The organism is Paenibacillus sp. FSL K6-1330 (assembly GCF_037976825.1).
Taxonomy (GTDB): domain Bacteria; phylum Bacillota; class Bacilli; order Paenibacillales; family Paenibacillaceae; genus Paenibacillus_AQ.
In genome coordinates this window covers 7,304,279-7,321,742 of the sequence record NZ_CP150269.1, presented here as the reverse complement: position 1 = coordinate 7,321,742, position 17,464 = coordinate 7,304,279, and the positions used below count along the sequence as shown (strand labels likewise).

Annotated in this window: 21 protein-coding genes; 15 read left to right on the top strand and 6 right to left on the bottom strand. The window is 46.8% G+C overall.

Going from position 1 to position 17,464, the window contains the following annotated elements; translation table 11 throughout:
- Nucleotides 1-216: 216 nt before the first annotated feature.
- From NYE54_RS33345 to NYE54_RS33320, 6 genes are all read left to right on the top strand, one after another.
- Entirely contained in the window at nucleotides 217-1,890 is a 1,674-nt protein-coding gene (locus tag NYE54_RS33345) for a DUF6138 family protein (protein WP_339269036.1), read from the top strand.
- A gap of 134 nt (nucleotides 1,891-2,024) precedes the next feature.
- Nucleotides 2,025-2,513 carry an imm68 putative immunity domain-containing protein gene (locus NYE54_RS33340; protein WP_339269034.1) on the top strand — a complete coding sequence of 163 codons (489 nt, stop codon included), beginning with the start codon at nucleotides 2,025-2,027 and terminating at the stop codon, nucleotides 2,511-2,513.
- 182 nt (nucleotides 2,514-2,695) lie between these two features.
- Nucleotides 2,696-2,800, top strand: a complete 105-nt coding sequence (locus NYE54_RS33335; protein WP_339273751.1) for a hypothetical protein — start codon at nucleotides 2,696-2,698, stop codon at nucleotides 2,798-2,800.
- Between the two features lie 429 nt (nucleotides 2,801-3,229).
- The gene (locus NYE54_RS33330; RefSeq protein ID WP_339269032.1) at nucleotides 3,230-3,736 is read left to right on the top strand and encodes a MerR family transcriptional regulator; all 507 of its coding nucleotides are present in this window, start codon (nucleotides 3,230-3,232) and stop codon (nucleotides 3,734-3,736) included.
- A complete protein-coding gene (locus NYE54_RS33325) occupies nucleotides 3,733-4,182 on the top strand; it encodes an SRPBCC family protein (RefSeq protein ID WP_339269030.1) in 450 nt (149 codons plus the stop codon). Before NYE54_RS33330 ends, NYE54_RS33325 begins: the two co-directional genes overlap by 4 nt.
- Nucleotides 4,179-4,637: an SRPBCC family protein gene (locus NYE54_RS33320; protein WP_339269028.1), complete on the top strand. Its 459-nt coding sequence runs from the start codon at nucleotides 4,179-4,181 to the stop codon at nucleotides 4,635-4,637. The genes NYE54_RS33325 and NYE54_RS33320 overlap by 4 nt, the downstream gene beginning before the upstream one ends.
- A 48-nt stretch (nucleotides 4,638-4,685) precedes the next feature.
- Here NYE54_RS33320 and nspC read toward each other — a convergent pair whose 3' ends face one another.
- Both nspC and NYE54_RS33310 read right to left on the bottom strand, forming a co-directional pair.
- A complete protein-coding gene (nspC, locus tag NYE54_RS33315; protein WP_339269026.1) occupies nucleotides 4,686-5,813 on the bottom strand; it encodes a carboxynorspermidine decarboxylase in 1,128 nt (375 codons plus the stop codon).
- A gap of 1 nt (nucleotide 5,814) precedes the next feature.
- Entirely contained in the window at nucleotides 5,815-7,053 is a 1,239-nt protein-coding gene (locus tag NYE54_RS33310) for a saccharopine dehydrogenase family protein (protein ID WP_076323649.1), read from the bottom strand.
- 852 nt (nucleotides 7,054-7,905) lie between these two features.
- Here NYE54_RS33310 and NYE54_RS33305 point away from each other — a divergent pair.
- Complete coding sequence (locus tag NYE54_RS33305; protein ID WP_339269024.1) at nucleotides 7,906-8,067, top strand: hypothetical protein; 162 nt, start codon at nucleotides 7,906-7,908, stop codon at nucleotides 8,065-8,067.
- Between the two features lie 235 nt (nucleotides 8,068-8,302).
- Here NYE54_RS33305 and NYE54_RS33300 read toward each other — a convergent pair whose 3' ends face one another.
- Nucleotides 8,303-8,743 (bottom strand): MarR family transcriptional regulator, encoded by a 441-nt coding sequence (locus NYE54_RS33300; protein ID WP_339269022.1) that lies wholly within the window; start codon nucleotides 8,741-8,743, stop codon nucleotides 8,303-8,305.
- A gap of 356 nt (nucleotides 8,744-9,099) precedes the next feature.
- On the opposite strand from NYE54_RS33300, the gene NYE54_RS33295 reads away from it, so the two are divergent.
- The gene (locus NYE54_RS33295; protein ID WP_339269020.1) at nucleotides 9,100-10,020 is read left to right on the top strand and encodes an alpha/beta fold hydrolase; all 921 of its coding nucleotides are present in this window, start codon (nucleotides 9,100-9,102) and stop codon (nucleotides 10,018-10,020) included.
- A gap of 646 nt (nucleotides 10,021-10,666) precedes the next feature.
- On the opposite strand, the gene NYE54_RS33290 is transcribed toward NYE54_RS33295, so the two are convergent.
- Nucleotides 10,667-11,188, bottom strand: a complete 522-nt coding sequence (locus tag NYE54_RS33290; protein ID WP_339269018.1) for a cupin domain-containing protein — start codon at nucleotides 11,186-11,188, stop codon at nucleotides 10,667-10,669.
- A 309-nt stretch (nucleotides 11,189-11,497) separates the two neighbouring features.
- On the opposite strand from NYE54_RS33290, the gene NYE54_RS33285 reads away from it, so the two are divergent.
- Nucleotides 11,498-12,043: a hypothetical protein gene (locus tag NYE54_RS33285; RefSeq protein ID WP_339269017.1), complete on the top strand. Its 546-nt coding sequence runs from the start codon at nucleotides 11,498-11,500 to the stop codon at nucleotides 12,041-12,043.
- Nucleotides 12,044-12,220: 177 nt separating this feature from the next.
- Here the strand turns inward: NYE54_RS33285 and NYE54_RS33280 are convergent, their stop codons facing one another.
- Nucleotides 12,221-12,496 (bottom strand): helix-turn-helix domain-containing protein, encoded by a 276-nt coding sequence (locus NYE54_RS33280; protein WP_339273749.1) that lies wholly within the window; start codon nucleotides 12,494-12,496, stop codon nucleotides 12,221-12,223.
- 25 nt (nucleotides 12,497-12,521) lie between these two features.
- On the opposite strand from NYE54_RS33280, the gene NYE54_RS33275 reads away from it, so the two are divergent.
- Nucleotides 12,522-12,983: a GDSL-type esterase/lipase family protein gene (locus NYE54_RS33275; protein ID WP_339269015.1), complete on the top strand. Its 462-nt coding sequence runs from the start codon at nucleotides 12,522-12,524 to the stop codon at nucleotides 12,981-12,983.
- Nucleotides 12,984-13,052: 69 nt separating this feature from the next.
- Here NYE54_RS33275 and NYE54_RS33270 read toward each other — a convergent pair whose 3' ends face one another.
- On the bottom strand, nucleotides 13,053-13,406 hold the full coding sequence (locus NYE54_RS33270; protein WP_339269013.1) for a DoxX family protein: 354 nt from the start codon (nucleotides 13,404-13,406) through the stop codon (nucleotides 13,053-13,055).
- 145 nt (nucleotides 13,407-13,551) lie between these two features.
- Here NYE54_RS33270 and NYE54_RS33265 point away from each other — a divergent pair, with 145 nt between their 5' ends.
- From NYE54_RS33265 to NYE54_RS33245, 5 genes are all read left to right on the top strand, one after another.
- Nucleotides 13,552-13,914: a winged helix-turn-helix transcriptional regulator gene (locus NYE54_RS33265; protein ID WP_076323660.1), complete on the top strand. Its 363-nt coding sequence runs from the start codon at nucleotides 13,552-13,554 to the stop codon at nucleotides 13,912-13,914.
- Nucleotides 13,915-14,061: 147 nt separating this feature from the next.
- Nucleotides 14,062-14,211 (top strand): hypothetical protein, encoded by a 150-nt coding sequence (locus tag NYE54_RS33260; protein ID WP_339269011.1) that lies wholly within the window; start codon nucleotides 14,062-14,064, stop codon nucleotides 14,209-14,211.
- A 290-nt stretch (nucleotides 14,212-14,501) separates the two neighbouring features.
- The gene (locus NYE54_RS33255; RefSeq protein ID WP_100541269.1) at nucleotides 14,502-15,080 is read left to right on the top strand and encodes a TMEM175 family protein; all 579 of its coding nucleotides are present in this window, start codon (nucleotides 14,502-14,504) and stop codon (nucleotides 15,078-15,080) included.
- Between the two features lie 28 nt (nucleotides 15,081-15,108).
- Nucleotides 15,109-15,450 (top strand): helix-turn-helix transcriptional regulator, encoded by a 342-nt coding sequence (locus NYE54_RS33250; protein WP_339269008.1) that lies wholly within the window; start codon nucleotides 15,109-15,111, stop codon nucleotides 15,448-15,450.
- A gap of 788 nt (nucleotides 15,451-16,238) precedes the next feature.
- Nucleotides 16,239-17,015: an AAC(3) family N-acetyltransferase gene (locus tag NYE54_RS33245; RefSeq protein WP_339269006.1), complete on the top strand. Its 777-nt coding sequence runs from the start codon at nucleotides 16,239-16,241 to the stop codon at nucleotides 17,013-17,015.
- Nucleotides 17,016-17,464: the final 449 nt, after the last annotated feature.

Genomic DNA, 17,464 nt, shown 5'->3' with positions numbered 1-17,464 from the left:
TAAAGCTTTTCGATTTCAAAAGTATTTATCTGGGTGACTACATATTTAATTCATTTCTATAGCAATGTGCATACTTCCGATCTATTGGAGAGCTTGTTCGTTTTATTATTAAGCTTAGCTGGTCTCCAGAAAAGGTATATAGTTTCAACAAGGATTTCCATTTTCATAGTATGATAATGTTGAGAAAAGATGGAATATGTGGAAAGGTGAGAGACAATGAACGAATTGCAAAAAGAAGCCTTGGAAGAGATGAAAACGGCCATTCATAAATGGTTTGACGAACAGGAGAATCGAACGAACGTAGAGGAAGTGGTCTTACGCACCACGCTGCAAGTAGGGATCTTTGACTTTGTCATGCTGGATTATCGGCCGGGGAGGACTGGGGTTGACAGTTCGAAATCTATGGGGAGCGCCGCTGGCAAAAAGTCGATGAAAGTTTCGCCCTTTACACGGGAGCAGATATTGCATGAGGTTCAGCCCCTGCTGGTGGAAATCGTACGGGAGAGGCTGGACAAGTTGGAAACGTCGCCGCTGATCAATTACCAGTTTACCTTTCAAGGAACCTTCGCGACGACAGACGGGCTTGTGGAATTAACGGTGCTGGAAACGGTATATGAAGCGAAAAAGCGACAGCTTTTGGAGCGAATTCAGTCCTATATCGAGAAAAAACTGGAGAAGGGCTCTTACCCGACAAAGCCGCTGGAAACCTTCTTTTTGGCGCGTCATCTGCTGGATCCGTATTTGTTCCCCGAACCGGAAGCTGCAAAGACGATCGCTTTATTTGACCGGATTCAGGAGTTGAATAAAGAACGGGCCCAGGCTCTCGCGGAGCATCGAAGAGATATTATTAGGGCTTTGACGGACTGGGCCGAGGATGTATTCCTGCCACGTTACTATGACGTCACCCGTTCCGAATACAGGTCCAACGAATATGTGCTCAAGCCGGATGCTGTTCTTGAGAATAAGGATGAGCCGAATCAACCTATTGACCTTCTGTTATACGGCGCCGTAATGATTATTCGTTATGAGCCGAACTACAGCAAATCTAGGGGGCAGACTTTCCTGGAGCTGGCGGAGCAGCTTGGCAGTGGCAAAGCCTCACGTATGTTGAAGGAGGGCAGCGACAGCTTCTCGCACGATGAAGTGAATATGCGCCATGAGTTGGTTGAATGCAAGGCTAACGATGTTTTTTCCCTCTTCACCATCACGATTCGCAAGGAAGAAGCCGGGGCGTATGAGCGGGCGATTTCGTTTATTCTCTCCCTGCTTCGAAAGGGCTTCCCAAAAAGCTACAAAATCAAGTTAAAATCCAGTGTAAGAGAGTATTTGCCCATCAAGGGGCTAGCCAAATCAGACACGCACCGTTTGTTTGCGAATGCGCTGGCTTATTCCGAGCTGCATCCGTTATTGGAGGAATATGCTCGTGAGGCGATGGTAGAATTTGAATGGTATGAAGATACGGAGGACGAAAAAAGCGTCATGCCGGGCAGTTATGCTGTGTTCGGGCTGGGGCTTTCGTCCGAGCGTTATTTTCCGCTTGTTGAAGCTTACATGGACCTTGTGGATGATGAGCATCAACTGGTGCATGACAAGTTCACAGCCGTTTTTGCCGAAACCTATGGCATAACGGAACGCTCGATTCCTACCTTGATCGTCTGCCTGCTGCGATCCCACGATTCGCTAAAGCTGAAGATTCAGTCGGAGCTGGAAAGCGAAGACAAGCTGTTGCTATTAATGCAGCAAATAGAGACTCTGTCGGATGATGAGGCTGAGCGGGTACTGTACCCGATCTGGGGCAAGTTGGAGAAGCTGGCTGCATTGGCTCGCAAGGCGCAGGAACCGCGCAAGGAGCTGCTGCTTCGTCTGCTAAAGGCAGCGGGCATAGACTGATGATGGCTCGGTGAACGCGGCATTGATAAGTATGATTTTGAGGGATTAAGCGTAGTTAAAGCCAATGACCCCTTATATAATGAAACGATCTTATTTGGATAATTACAATGCTTAAAAGAAAGTGGGAGAAGAACATGTACATAAGCAAATGGTGGGGAGATTTAATTGGCGGTTCAGATGATTCGCTGGCATTAATAGACTATTTGGAACAATTGGACTCAACGGATGTGACGCTCAATCAGATTTTAGAGGACTTGGGTTTCGATGTTCTGCTTTCTGAGGGGGACTTGGTAAACGGCGGAAGTATTGGGTTTGATATGAAAAATGCTAATGGCACGTTTCGAGCAGAACTTGATATTGCCAGCTCAGTTCTAATGGATCTTTCAGCCATCGTGTTGGAGTCTTATAAATCAGGCTATGTCGATTTGCATGATTTGGATGAGGCTAGGCAGCCGTGCAAGCTTTATATAGATGCCTCCGAAGAAAAGAGGAACCTGCTTCGGGACGAATTGTACAAATTTTCCCGTAATCCGCTGACTTACGAATTAGCCGAGCTTGTTCCGGCCGATGATATGAGAGAGCTTGCGGAAAAGGCAAAAATGATCGCGGATGAGCTGGTATAAAGTGCATACGTTTGTGATAAAGATCCTTCGAACATGGTTATGGATCATTACAAATAAAGATGGTTGGCGTTTAATTTCCGTGGTGAATTTTTCGCCGATTGCCCCGTTAAGCTGAACCTTATCATAAGTAGTGCGAAATATAAGATTTGGTGCCATCTACCGTTGAGCTGGACATCAGCGCGATGGAAATCGAAGATACGCGCTTCGTGAAAGACCCAATCCTACCGCCTGAAATGACGGTCATCTCTGGGGATAACGAGCTTCTCGTATCCGTGTCGAAGCCTTAATGATATAAATGCTGTTTCATCTGTGAAGTGACTCTAAAAAGCCAGACATCATATATATTAGGCAGTTTATATGAAATGAGTCCGGTAATTATACTGGGCTCATTTTTATTTATGTTCGCAAGTGATTTATATTGGTCGATAAAGCTCTTCGATTTCGCGTTATAGATGATACGGTGGAACCGTACCACAATTATTTCGGTGGCCTTCTGTGCATGTTATGTAAACTTGATTATAGCCACTGGATCGGGTTTTAAAAGGTAAGCAGCTTTGTAGTAGTGTCCATGAGATTGGACTAATAGCTTGTGTTTATAATTAGGACGTAAAAAATATACTGGGAGAGCGTCACGATTTCGCTTGCACCTTACGTAACGTAATGTTTTACAATAGAGCTACCGGTACATAGCTAGCGCCAAAGAGTGGAGATGGTTCATGAAGAGACATTGGAAGGTCGGTGATCTTGCCAAGCTGACGGGGCTTACCGTACGAACCTTGCGGTTTTATGATCAAATCGGGTTGTTCTCTCCGTCAGGACAAACGGAATCCGGCCACAGGCTTTACAATGAATTGGACTTGTCACGATTACACCAGATATTATCGCTTAAGGAGCTGGGGTTATCTCTCGTGGAGATTAAGTCGGCCTTAACTGGCGGGCAGATCAGTCCGCTTGAGATCGTGGGCCTGCAGATAAATCAAATCCAAGAACAGATCAAGCAGCAACAGAAACTATTGGAGCAGCTCAGACATGTATCCAAGCTTATGCAGGGCAAATCTGAATTAACGGTTGAAGATTTCACGAGCCTTCTGCAAGCGATGAAGAACGGATTTGAGAAACCGGTCATTGAGCGGCAAACCAGTTGGGGGCGACATTTGGACCTTTTGGGAGACTTTCTTGCCGAGGAGAGCGGAAATCCGGAACATAAGGAGGAAAATCAATGAACGAACGATTCGTCAAGCATGGAACCTTTGTCGTGGAGCGGACTTATGCCGCTTCGCCGGAGAGGGTTTATCACGCATGGGCTGATCCGATTGCCAAAGCCAAGTGGTTTTCGAAGCCAGACATCTTTGATTTCCGGGTTGGAGGGCGCGAGTACAGCAGCGGCGGGCCGCCCGAAGGGCCGATCTTTACCTTCGACGCCTGCTACCAGGAGCTTGTTCCAGAGCAGCGCATTGTCTATACGTACACACTGGATTCGGGCGGCGTACGCTTCTCCGTGTCGATCACAACGGTCGAGCTTATCAAGGTGGAGGGCGGTACGAATTTGATTTTCACAGAGCAAGGTGCATTCTTTGACGGACATGATACGCCAGAAATACGAGAACACGGTACAAACATCATGTTGGACACACTGGGCAAGGTAGTAGAAGGGGAGGTAGGAACATGACTATAGGTGAGAATGAACTTATTGCTTCGCGCGAGTACGATGTCCCACGGGAGCTTGTATTTCAGGCATGGACGACCCCTGGTTTATTGGCAAAGTGGTGGGGGCCGCAAGGCTTCACGAATACGTTTCACGAATGCGATATGAGGCCGGGAGGTACGTGGAAGTTCACCATGCACGGACCGGATGGCGTGGATTATCCTAACCATAACGTCTTTGTTGAGATTGTGCCGACGGAGCGGGTCGTGATTGATCATCTAAACGTTCATGAATTTCGGGTAACGGCTACCTTCGAGGGCTTCGATGGCCGCACCAGGGTCACCTTCCGTCAACTTTTTAAGAAAAAAGAGGAGTTTGAACAAGCTAAGCCCATCTGCATAGAAGCTAATAAACAGCAGCTTGACCGACTTGGCAAGGTGCTGGCGGAATTGGCCGATAGCCCTGTTAAACTGAACTAGACCAAAAAGCCTTAACCCTTATTGCAGGGCTAAGGCTTTGGTTATTCATTACGCTAGTCTCATCTTAAAATCCTGATAGCCGAACTCGCGTACGACGCGGCAATTGCCGTCTTTCTCCTGCACGGCGATGGCCGGCAGCGGCATGCCGTTGAAGGTGTTGGTTTTGACCATGGAGTAGATCGCCATATCTTCAAACACTAATCTGTCACCGTTCTTAAGGGGCTGATCGAAGGAATAGTCTCCGATGACATCACCCGTCAGGCAGGTCGGACCACCAAGCCGATAGGTGTATGGCTTCTCCCCGGCTTCGCCCGAATCGACGAGTGGCGGACGATAAGGCATTTCCAGAACATCGGGCATATGGCAAGTAGCGGACGTGTCTACGATCGCGATCTCAATGCCGTTTCGATGGATATCCAGCACGGAGGTGACCATATAGCCCGCATTGAGTGCGATGGCTTCTCCGGGTTCGAGGTAGACTTCTAAACCGTATTTCTCCTGCATCCTCTTAATGCAAGCTTCGAGTCTCGGGATATCATAGTCGTCTCTCGTGATATGGTGACCGCCACCGAAATTGATCCATTCCATCTGCGGCAGCCATTGCCCGAACTTGTCTTCGACCGCATTCAGCGTGGTCTCCAAATCATCCGAGTTCTGTTGGCACAGGGTATGGAAGTGTAGTCCTGAAACGCCTTCGAGCAATTCCGGCCGGAATTCCTCTCGTTTCACGCCAAATCTGGACCCCGGCGAACAGGGGTCATAGATTTCATGTCCCTCTTGCGTCGAACATTCCGGATTGATGCGAAGGCCTACTTTTCTACCCGCAGCAAGAGCTTTCGTTTTATACTTTTCCAACTGGGAGAAGGAATTGAAGACAATATGGTCGCAAATGGAAATAATTTCGTCGATTTCATCTTCACGATAGGCAGGCGAAAAGACGTGATTTTCTTTACCCATTTCCTCGTGACCCAGCCGCGCTTCGAATAAACCGCTCGCAGTCGTGCCGCTTAAGTATTGTCCGATGAGGGGATACATGGCGGTCATGGAAAAAGCCTTTTGCGCCAGCACAATCTTGGCTCCCGTACGCTGCATAACGCCGTTCAAAATGTTCAGGTTTTTTTCGATGAGTGCTTCATCGACGACAAAACAGGGTGTCGGTAATTCCTCGAATCGCATATTAGCGAACGAGCTCCGGCTGTTTCGCTTCTTCAGGCAATGCGTCAACAAGCACCGGGTTGAAGTCTTCTACCCATGGAAGTCCCCATTTGTTCAGCTCTTCCATGAATGGATCCGGATCGAACTCTTCGATATTGAATACGCCCGGTTTATTCCATTTGCCCGTCATGACCATCGCCGCGCCGATCATGGCAGGCACGCCAGTTGTATAGGAGATGGCTTGGGAGCCCACTTCTTTATAGCACTCTTGATGGTCGCAAACATTGTAGACGTAGTACGTCTTGTCTTGGCCGTCTTTTTTTCCTTTAAAGATACAGCCGATGTTCGTCTTGCCCACTGTCCGAGGTCCCAGGGAAGCCGGGTCCGGGAGTACGGCTTTCAGGAATTGAAGCGGAATGATTTGTTTTCCTTCGTATTCGATCGGTTCGATGGAAGTCATTCCTACGTTCTCAAGCGCCTTTAAGTGCATGAGATAGCTTTGACCGAAAGTCATGAAGAAACGGATGCGTTTCAGTCCAGGCATGTTTTGCGCAAGGGATTCAAGCTCTTCATGGTAGAGCAGATACATATCCTTCTGGCCGACTTCAGCGAAGTTATATTCACGCTTAATTTCCATCGGCTTCGTTTCGATCCATTTCCCGTTTTCCCAATAGCGTCCGTTAGCGGACACTTCACGGATGTTGATTTCAGGGTTGAAGTTGGTTGCGAAAGGATAGCCGTGATCCCCGCCGTTGCAATCCAGAATGTCGATATACTCGATTTCGTCAAAATAGTGTTTCAGCGCATAAGCGGAGAATACGCCAGTTACGCCTGGATCGAATCCGCTGCCCAAAAGAGCTGTGATTCCTGCTTTTTCAAAGCGTTCGCGGTAATCCCATTGCCATTTGTATTCGAATTTCGCCGTATCTTCCGGCTCATAGTTTGCCGTATCCATATAGTGCGTTTTGGTGGCCAGGCAAGCATCCATGATCGTCAAATCTTGGTAAGGCAGAGCCAGGTTCATGACGATATCCGGTTTGACTTCGTTTATCAGAGCGATCAGCTCATCTACGTTGTTTGCATCGACCTGTGCGGTCGTAATTTTGGTTTTGCCACCCTCCAATTTTGCTTTCAGCTCATCGCATTTGGATTTCGTACGGCTGGCGATACAGATTTCTTCGAAAACCTCGCTGTTTTGAACGCATTTATGAATGGCTACAGATGCTACGCCGCCGGCGCCAATGATTAGTGCTTTTCCCATTCTTCGATCTCCTATCTCAAATGAATTTTTTTAATGTAAAACGGCAACAAAAAAGCAAGCGAAACACGCACCATGCGCATCACACTTGCTTTGATATAGTCAAATAATAAGATAGTCCCAATAAGAATGACCTGACAAACCTCTTGCGTTGCTCGTCAGTCAGCCAGAAAACTCAACGTTTTATGGAAAGGCGCTTAATATTCGAATATATCATGTTAGGATCAGAGTCTATATAGCAAATAATTACTTTTACCACTCTTATTGACCGTTTCACAAGTTGTGTGCATATGCACTGGTTGTAAAGTAACCAACTTATAAAATTTGAGCTTTTAACTCAATCAATAAGGCAACGAAAGTTGCCAATCGGCATTTGACCCGGCTGTCCGTATGGCCTTAACTTCTTAAATGGAAGTGGTCAAAGATTATCTGCTTGGAAAGATCCTAAATAAATATTGAATATTCGCTTTCCAAAAATCACGCTATTTCATAATATCAGGATAAGGATTATTGAACAAGGAAAATTTTAAAACAAACGCATTTTTTGCGGCGTTGAAAACAAAATGAGGCATCGTATTCAAGGCATTCAACACGAACAGAGCCTGCCGGGCGTGCTGGATTAGCTCACCATAGGTGGCAATTGATCTCCTGGTAGAAGGATAATGTATTAGTTGGATTGATGCATTTTATTGGAGAGATTAATGCCCAATTATTCATAATAAGTGGTATTCTCTTATTAATCCAAGTTTTAACACCTGAATAATGATAGTTAGTGATTCGGCGGTGATCGGACTCTCACTTCCTTGCGAAGGTGAGAAGCTCGTCGCTTGAGTTGTTCTGCGGGACGGTGGTAGCTTGGACCTGGCACAGCTGCAGGCGTTTTGCGAACCGAGTCTCGCAAGGCATAAATGGCCAACTCAACTGTTCATCCTAGATACTTTGCCTCGAACGGTCGTGGATAAGGTGGACAAAAAGAAGCTAGGCAAGCAATTATCCAATCTGATTCCGAAGAGCTAAGCTAAAGGAATAGTTTAATTAAACGTGACTAAAAGATAGGGCCATCCCGCAAAGGATGGCCTTAAAACATGTACATTTAATATAAATAAAATGAACATAAAAATAAGTGAAAAAGTAACTGTCGATAAGGGCGAAATGTATGAATAAAAATGAAAAAAACCCTCCGAACCTGGAGAGTTCTTTTCATTGAGTACCGATCGACTTATCCACTTCATGAATAACATCAAAAACGCAGTCATGTCGGCGGGGCTTCACAAGACGCTGAAGACCCTGTTTTCGTCCTTTCCGCCAGCTTAGTAATCGACTCAATGTCTTGATCCGTTAATTGATCAAGGAAATGTTTGCGTATTGCCTTGGAGACTATGGGACGGGCATCATCCAATGCCGATTTTCCAGCGGAAGTGATGACGACTTGAACACCGCGATCAGTGTCTAATGGTTTCCTCATCACAAGTCTGCGTTTTTCCATCCGCGTCAGATGATGTGATAATCGACTCTTATCCCAATCCATCGAGTCGGCCAATTCCTGTTGGCGAAGGCTGCCGTTCCCCAAAAGGTCTAACCGATCCAATACCCCATAATCACCCTCTGATAGTCCTGTGTGCTCCGCCATCTCTTTTATTACGCGACCGAAGATGCTCTGAAAGGAGCCTTTCCACATATGCCATATTCGCATTTCCTCTTTGTTTAGTTCGTTCTTATCCATAGGAACATAATAGCATGGTTGACGCGTCAACCACAATGTGTTATCGTTGGTTGAGGTTGATACATCAACCTGAGGCTATATGCAAAGGTCGCACATCGAAGTAAAAAGGGGAATGTTTCTATGCGGGCCGCACGTGAGCCCGTGCGCTTTGCGCTCCTCGAAGCGAACGGTCCGATGGGCAAGTTGTCGAACGAGGGCGGCCCGCTCCCCTGGTTATGTAGTTTCGAGCGCGTGATCGAAGAGTACCGGTATTTCAGGAACCTGCTTGACCGCTTCCTCCCAGAAACGGTTTGGCTAATCTTTTTCCAAGAAAGGAAACACTTATTATGAAAATCAACGTTAGTGCGCCTACTCCAGTCGTCTCGGTGAAGCCGGTCATGCTATCAGCCCCGGACCGTGGTGAGGATCTGCAAGTGCGAGTGTCTGCGCCCGCGATTGGGAGTGAATTGCCTATTATTGTTTTCTCGCACGGCTATGGCTGGTCGTTGGACGGCTACGGCCCGTTGGCCGACTTCTGGGCTGCTCACGGCTTCGTCGTCATTCAACCCACCCATCTCGACTCGAGGACACTGAACCTTCCTCCTGATGATCCCCGTACACCACGGATCTGGCGTTTCCGAGTCGAGGACCTGAAGCGCATCCTCGACCAGCTTGATCTTATTGAAGCTTCCGTTCCCGGTCTCAGTGGGCGCCTCGATCGAAGCCGCATCGCCGCAGCCGGACACTCCTGGGGAGGCCAAACGGTGAGCATGCTGCTCGGCGCGCGAGTCCTCGATAACCACGGCGAGCCGGGAGAGGACATGTCCGACTCGCGGATCAAGGCGGGTGTGCTGCTTGCCACGACTGGCAAGGGTGGAGCTGACTTGAGTCCGTTCGCGGCAGAGCACTTCCCCTTCATGAACCCGAGCTTCGCGGACATGAGCACGCCGACCCTCGTGGTAGCGGGGGACCATGACCAGTCTCAACTGTCCACTCGGGGGCCGGACTGGTTCACGGACCCGTACTTCCTGAGCTCGGGCAGCAAGAGCCTGCTCACTCTCTTCGGGGCAGAGCACTCGCTCGGCGGGATTCCCGGTTACAGCGTCGCGGAGACGACGGACGAGAGCCCCGAACGAGTCGCCCTCATTCAGCAGCTCACGTTGGCCTACCTTCGAAATGCGCTCGACCTCGACGATTCCAGCTGGCCGGCAGCTCGTGCGGCTCTGGAAAATAGCGCCATCCCGCTGGGTCGTATTGAGTCCAAGTAAAGGCCTGACGGGGGGTGTCGACCCGGCAACCACGACAGTGCATACTCGAGGCGGCAACACGTAATGCTCGTTGATGTAGGGGGAATATCGGATACTTTGCGATAGATCGGGCTCTTGCTGCTGAAATCCATTAGAGCGATGGGGGTAGTAAATGGGCTGAAGCCAACGCATTAAGTTAAACTGCAAGCGAATTTAACATGTTGGCATAAGGAAGCCGTTACCACATAGGGTTAGCTCAATATTTCAATGAAAATAACGAAGGAGCTGCCGCGGCAGCTCCTCTCGCAATTTTAGCCGATAGTGCCGTTAAGATGAACCGTACCACAAGTAGCGGCAGGTTTTTTCAGAAGATCCCTCAGCAGGCTTGAAAAGACGTTTTGTTGGGCAGGGGGTGGGGACTAAATTCGCTGGTATATCTAATTGCTGGGCTCGTTGTATTTCATCGCTGCGAAAAAACTGCCATGAAGAAAGGTCTTCTAGGACAATACTAACACTCTCGTATAATTGTCAGACAATCGTACAAATAGCGATGATGATCAATATAAATAGTTGATGTAGGATTAAATATTGTAGGACGGATTCTATATATTCATGCGAAACTAAATAGCCAGTCGCTGATAGAATATCACCGACTGGCTATTTAAAACTAAACTGGAATCACTTCATAGGCTAACTTCATGATGACATCTTTATGCTGTGGGTATTTAGCAAAGAGCTCGTCCTGTGTAAATAACTCAAAGTCCCGAAACTCAAAACCAGGTGAAACCATGCACCCTACTAATGAGAAGGTATCTTGATCCTTAACAGATGAACCAAAGATACAATTTTTTGGGACTAACACTTGCGGGACTTCTCCTTTATCCAAGTTTATTCCTAATTTAAACTCCTTATATTCTCCATTCTCATCAATAACATGTACTGTTAATGGACCTCCCGCGTGATAATACCATAGTTCATCGGATTTCAAACGATGGAAATGGGAGAGGTCATTTGAGCCTAATAAAAAGTAGATGCTTGTATAAAGCAATCTTGTTCCTTCAAAGGAAACGGACAATTCTTGATCTGAAGTTTTTTCCTCAGATTCAAACGTTCTTTTGTAATATCCGCCCTCTGGATGGGGTTCAAGCCCAAGCTTGGATATATAATACTCTGCATCATGATTACTCATACATGTATACCTCCGGTTATGTGTGTACTATGCTGCAATGAAATTACTAAGCAGTAACCAGCCATGAAGTTGTACCGTAAGTTATGGTTAACTCCTTCATCATTGATTTAAGCATAATCTCATTATTACTTATGATTCATCAATATTTCAATTAATAAAAGCAACTCATCCTTGGGTGAGAATGAAGGCGACACGGGGAAAAAGGCGTTGGCGCAGCGAGGAGGGCTTATGTTCATGCTGCATTCGCACAAGCAGGCAGTCCGCCCCTAGCGTACAATGAACCATAACCAGTGAGCGAGGTGAACTTCCATGGAACAATCCAAAGAGGTGCTCGCACGGGTCAAGCGGCTGCAGGGTCGGCCGGTATGTATCACCCTGCACAGCGGAAAGACCTACGTCGGCTACATTACCGACGCCAACAGCAGTGGCTTGACGCTGGCCAGCACCGGAGCTCAGCCGCGCACCTCATCCGGTAAGCAAGGCTCCCGGCCTAAGCAGCGCAGAGCGGGCTCCCATGCTTCGGGCAGCCGTTCCGGGAGCCGGCGAAGCGGCGCGCGCAAGCCTTCCGTCCGTTCCCGCTCCCGCAAGCCCGACGTCCAGGTATCGGCCTTTCTGCCGATGATAGGCTCGCTGTTCGGGGGATTAGGCGGCATTGGCGGGCTTGGCGGCGCTGCTGCGGGATCGCTCGGCGGTGCGTTAGGCGGCGGCATGCGTCTGTTCGGCATGATCCAAAGATTTGTCCCGGTCGTGAGGATGGGATACGGCATGATCAAGTCCATACGCCCGTTTCTCGGCGCCGTTCAAGGCTTGATGAAGCCACCCGGAGCTGCTGCGGCAGAAAGCGAATCACCGTAACCGAAGAAGAAAGGAACAGCCCTTTTGGAAGACCCAAGGGGGCTATTCGTGATCGGCGGCGAGCTGCTCTTAACGTCCTTATTTTTCAGCCGATCCTTTCCTTATCCAGCCGCTGAGCACGCCTCATTATTTCTTGCTCCACATCGTTACATTAAGGTGAAAGAAGGCCCAACCAGTTTAGGTTGGGGTCTTCTTAATCTTATTATTATACGAGGTATTAGCGCTAACCTGCTCACGATATTTTGTCGGGGTCATACCAGTTGCCCGCTTGAACATACTGCAAAATTGTGCATCGTTGACAAACCCAGAGTCTAGGGCAATTTCAGAGATCAGTGCTTTCCGATTTTTTAGAAGACATGTTTTTGCATATTCTATTCTATTTGATCGGCTCGTCACTGATGGAATTTTTTCGATTAACGAGCTGCAGCAAACGCTGGAACACCGATACTGCATATATAATCGCGGCATTGCCGGCTACGTGACGGCGGAATTGATAGCGTCGCTGGAGACATGCATTTTCGAACTGGAGCCTTCTCAAATTTTTATCAACATCGGTACCAACGATATCAGCGCGCCTGATTATATATTGGAAAACTTACTGGCAAACTATGACGAAATTTTGACTCGAATTGCTGAAAGGCTACCGGATTGCAAGGTGTACGTCATGGCGTATTATCCCGTAAATGCCGAGGCTGAATTTCCTTTCGTGCCCAGAGCTTCGATGGATGAGGTGTTCCAGAATCGGACGAATGAGGCCATCCGGAAAGCCAACCAAGCGGTTGAGCAGCTTGCGGTGAAGCACGGATATACATTTATTGACGTAAACGAAGGACTGACGGATAGCGAGGGTAACTTAAAAAAGGAATACGCCATCGACGGGATCCATATGTTTGCTAACGGATATGCCGTCATTTTAAACAACCTGCTGAAATACCTTTAAGCCTGCCAATTGGTAGAAGCGTTTAGTTATATTGAAACTTCGATGGCCTTCTATACATGTTGTTTCCGCTTAAAAACGACTGATCGCAACAAGCACTGTTAACGCGAAGAAGACAATGTTCACGCCGATTTCTCTATATTCTTTACGTGAAACATGGTATAAGGCGCCGAAAAGAACGACTGCGGCAAGTCCGGTTGCAGCAATTGGCGTCAATACAGGTGCAATATTCAACGCTTGGGGCAGAATGATTCCAAGTGCCCCGAACAATTCTGCTAGCCCGATAAAGACGACGAACTCTTTTGAAACGTCTTTTACCCAAACCCAAGACTCTTTGGCTTTTTCATACTGAAATGCCTTTAACCACCCTGAGTAGACAAAACCTAGTGCTGCAAGCCCTTGAATGATCCATATTGCGATATTCATGAATGGTGCCAACCTCCTGACTACTTTATCAACATCCTCTAAAGGTATAATAGACTTTGGTATTCGATTTAAGGAAGTAGGCACTTTATCTAAACATAGTAAACAAAAAGTTACCTAACCAGGCAAAGGGAAATGGGGAAGTTCAATGAAAGAGTATTGTAAATTTGAATCAGCCTTGGATATCTTAGTGGGAAAATGGAAATCAGTCATTCTGCTTCAGCTTATTTCGAACGGCACAATGAGATTCAGCGAGCTTCAAAAAGCAATACCAGATATAAACAAAAAGATGCTTACTCAACAATTAAGAGAACTTGAGTATAACGATATCGTACATCGTGAGGTTTATAACCAAATCCCTCCGAAAGTAGAATACTCTATTTCGGATTACGGCAAAGGTTTAAGTACGGTGTTACAGGCATTGAATGATTGGGGTGCGGCCCATATTGAGCACATGAATGCGCTATACGGAGTAGATCGTTCAGGGAATGAATCTGGGACCTTATCATAAGTGACGGCGAAAAATAATGTTGTGGAAAGTTGGAAAGTGTTGCAGAGGGATGTGGAGCCGTTCAAGGTCATTTCCAAAATTCAGGTGAAAAGTAGGTAGACTCTGGACAAACGATCTCTATAATGAAAATAAGAGACGTACATTGAGATGTCCGAGCATCTTTCCAAGATGAACGTAGATGATGGAATTTTTGAAGCTATGGAGGAAGCAGGGAATAAGCCTTATTTTGTGAACCTTGGACGAGAAGTGAATACGGACTCCAAGAAGAGCGGCTTCATGATGACTACCTGCGAGTAGCGTTGGATATTCAAAGTGGAGATTTCGAAGACTTCATAAGGATTACGAGTCCGGAACAAGCCGTAGATAAGCTGTCGGAACTCATAAGCATGTCTTTATGGAGTGATTCGGAGTGGATCCCACACGAGGATGATCTCAGAAATCGATTTGAGAAATTTGAATTTCATTTTGAAATCACAAGAACTGTATAGGTATGGCTCCCCGCTTTAGATGGAAATTATAAAGAGTGGTAGCGAACCAGGAATGGCAGAGGACGCCTGGGATAATATGAAGCGAGGGGAAAAGGTGCTTTGAAAGCGAATCGGATGGAAGCATTCAGCGATGGCGTGTTGGCCATTATTATTACGATCATGGTGCTGGAATTCAAAGTGCCGGAAGGCCATGACTGGCATGCGCTAGTTGAACTTGGACCAAAAATTATTAGTTATATTTTCAGTTTCGTATATGTCGGTATCTACTGGAACAATCATCATCATCTGCTGCATATGGTTCGAACGATGAATGGACGGTTGATGTGGCTCAACTTGCTGCTCTTATTCTGGCTATCCCTTGTGCCGTTCACGACAGCTTGGATGGGGGAAAGCCATTTTGCACCCACTCCAACGGCGCTGTACGGGATTATTTTATTGCTAGCGGCGTTCTCGTACTGGCTGCTTCAGCGCATGATTATGAACCAGCATTCCGGCGATTCCTCATTCATCGGAGCGATAGGAAAAGATTGGAAGGGAAAACTATCTCCTTTACTCTACTTGACTGCGGCCTTGACCGCTTATGTGAGTGTTTGGATATCCGGCTTCTTTTTCGTACTTGTTGCCGTAATCTGGTTCATGCCGGATAAGCGAATCGAGCACGCCTTGAGAAGCCACTAACGACTATGGTTTGCTTAGGGTGATCGTTGTGAGTGATTTGATGAAGATGGTAGGGGAAGGCATTCGGCACTTCCGAAAACTACGTGGGCTAAGCCAGGAGGAACTTGCAAGTAAGGCTGAGGTACACGAAACGTATATTGGTAAGCTGGAGCGTTCTGAAAAAGTATGTTCCGTTGTGGTACTGGATAAAATTACGAAAGCGCTCAATCTTTCGATGGTGGAGTTTTTTAATTATATCCAGCCTGTGAGCGGAGAGGCGAGCGAGTCTACACTCGTAGAAATTGTGAACAGGCTCCGAAGCAGAAGTGAAAGTGAGCAAAAGAGGATATTGAAAGTCATCGACGCAATGCTGGACGATCCGTTGAGTTGAGCAGGAGAATCACTAGACAGCCGAAATTTGGCTTACGGTTTGAGGGACGAGCTTTTGTTATTAATCAAAATAAGCATCAAGTTGAAAAATAAAATGTGATGAGTAAGAAAGGAGCTGCTGCGGCATGCTCCTTTCTTATTTTTTTCCAATCACACTCAAGCCCTGACCTGTACAGTTTTTGTACAGAATTGAATGATACAATTCGCGAGGGGGTGAGAACCAAGTTCTTCAAAATCTTCTTGTTTTTCTAATTTCCTTCCTTTTATCCATGGGGACATATAAAAGGGCCTTCCTTGGTTTAAAGTCCATAACGTTCCGGAATTGCTCGTTAGCCATTTAGGCATATAGCTAAAACCGCTATTTATCAAGAGTTGCATATAGTCTGCAGTTGTTTTTATTTGCTGAATTGTATTCGAGCGGAGGAGCAAACTTCGAAAAAAAGGCTTTAGAGCATAGGTTCCACTTTCCGTTTGTACCTGGATGACATCGTTTTTTCGGTAAAGGGACCCAATCGAGTCTGAACTCAACGGGATCAGGCCAAAGCGGCGGGTAATTTTGCGGATTTGGGTTTTAGTATAGGAATTTACCATGGTAACCTCGATTCATTCAAGATGGGAGAAAGAAGAATATCGAGAGTAGATCTATTCGCTAGGTTATTCATTGAGGGGGAAGTGTGTATGGTCTAACGCCATGAAGGCAATTAAAAACTTGCCGATACAGACAGCGCGGTGAACCTTACCATAAGTAAAGCAAGTTTTGATATAATGGGCCGGAGGAGGGGAAGGAACATGCACACGATGGAAAGCTTAATGAAGCAATTAGAGCAGCTGGGTATTGACAGCAAAGGGACGTTGTTGGTCCATTCTTCGATGAAGAGTATGGGACCGGTCGAGGGTGGTGCGGACACAGTTCTGGATGCGTTGACAGCCTATATGATAGATGGGCTGCTGGTGTTACCCACTCATACGTGGTCTTACATCAATGCAGATAATCCGAAATTTTACGTAGATCAGTCATCTTCCTGTGTCGGGATATTGCCTGAACTTTTTCGCAAACGGCCTGGTGTGGTGCGTTCGCTGCACCCTACTCATTCGGTGGCGGCATTAGGCCAGGATTCTATAGCGTTTACAAATGACGATCATCGTTTCGATACGCCATGCGCTAGAGGTTCTGCCTGGGGGAAGCTGCTCGACCGAAGGGCGACCATCTTGTTAGTTGGGGTCGATTTAAAGCGCAACACCTTTATTCATGGAGTAGAAGAGTGGGTGGACATACCGGGCAGGTTAACGAATGACCACGAGATGCTGTACACGGTGTTACCTGACGGAACAGAAATTCCTGTACCTTCCCGCAGACATTGCGGGTTGTCGTGGTCAGAGCATTTTTGGAAAGTCGATGAGGTGCTTGAAGGCCAAGGTGCCATGCATAAAGGGCGACTTGGCGATGCCGTTGTAAGGGTCTGTGATGCCGCTAAGGTGGCGAACATCATAACTGAAATGCTTAAGGACAATTCGGATTTGTTCTCGGATAATCTTCCCTTGTATCATTCAGTCAACAACGATTGATCGAAAAGACCGCAGGGATTGGGTGAGAATGGGTAAAGTGTAGGGTATAAGCATTTCATACATAAGTGCAAAAGGCGAAATGGGCTGGTAACTGCTAGCTCCTTTCGCTTTTTTTTCGCCGATAGGCCCGTCCTCCTGACTCCATACATCACACAGGCAAGTTGTAGACCAACGATCAACGACACGCAGTTAGGTCAAGGCATTACGGACAAGATGAAATGGGAATTTACTCAAAATAGTTATTACATTTGTCAAAAAAAGATGTAAAAGTATTAATTGGTAAAAAAGGGTGATTTATTCAGCGCCCTCCCCATATTTATGATGTTAAGAAGGGGGGATCAAGGAAAACGAGGAAATCAAGAAAAATAGCCAAAAAAAGGAGCCGTGATACATTTGCATTTTTTCAAATGCACTTTCCTAGCATCATGACAAACTCCAACTCATCGTGT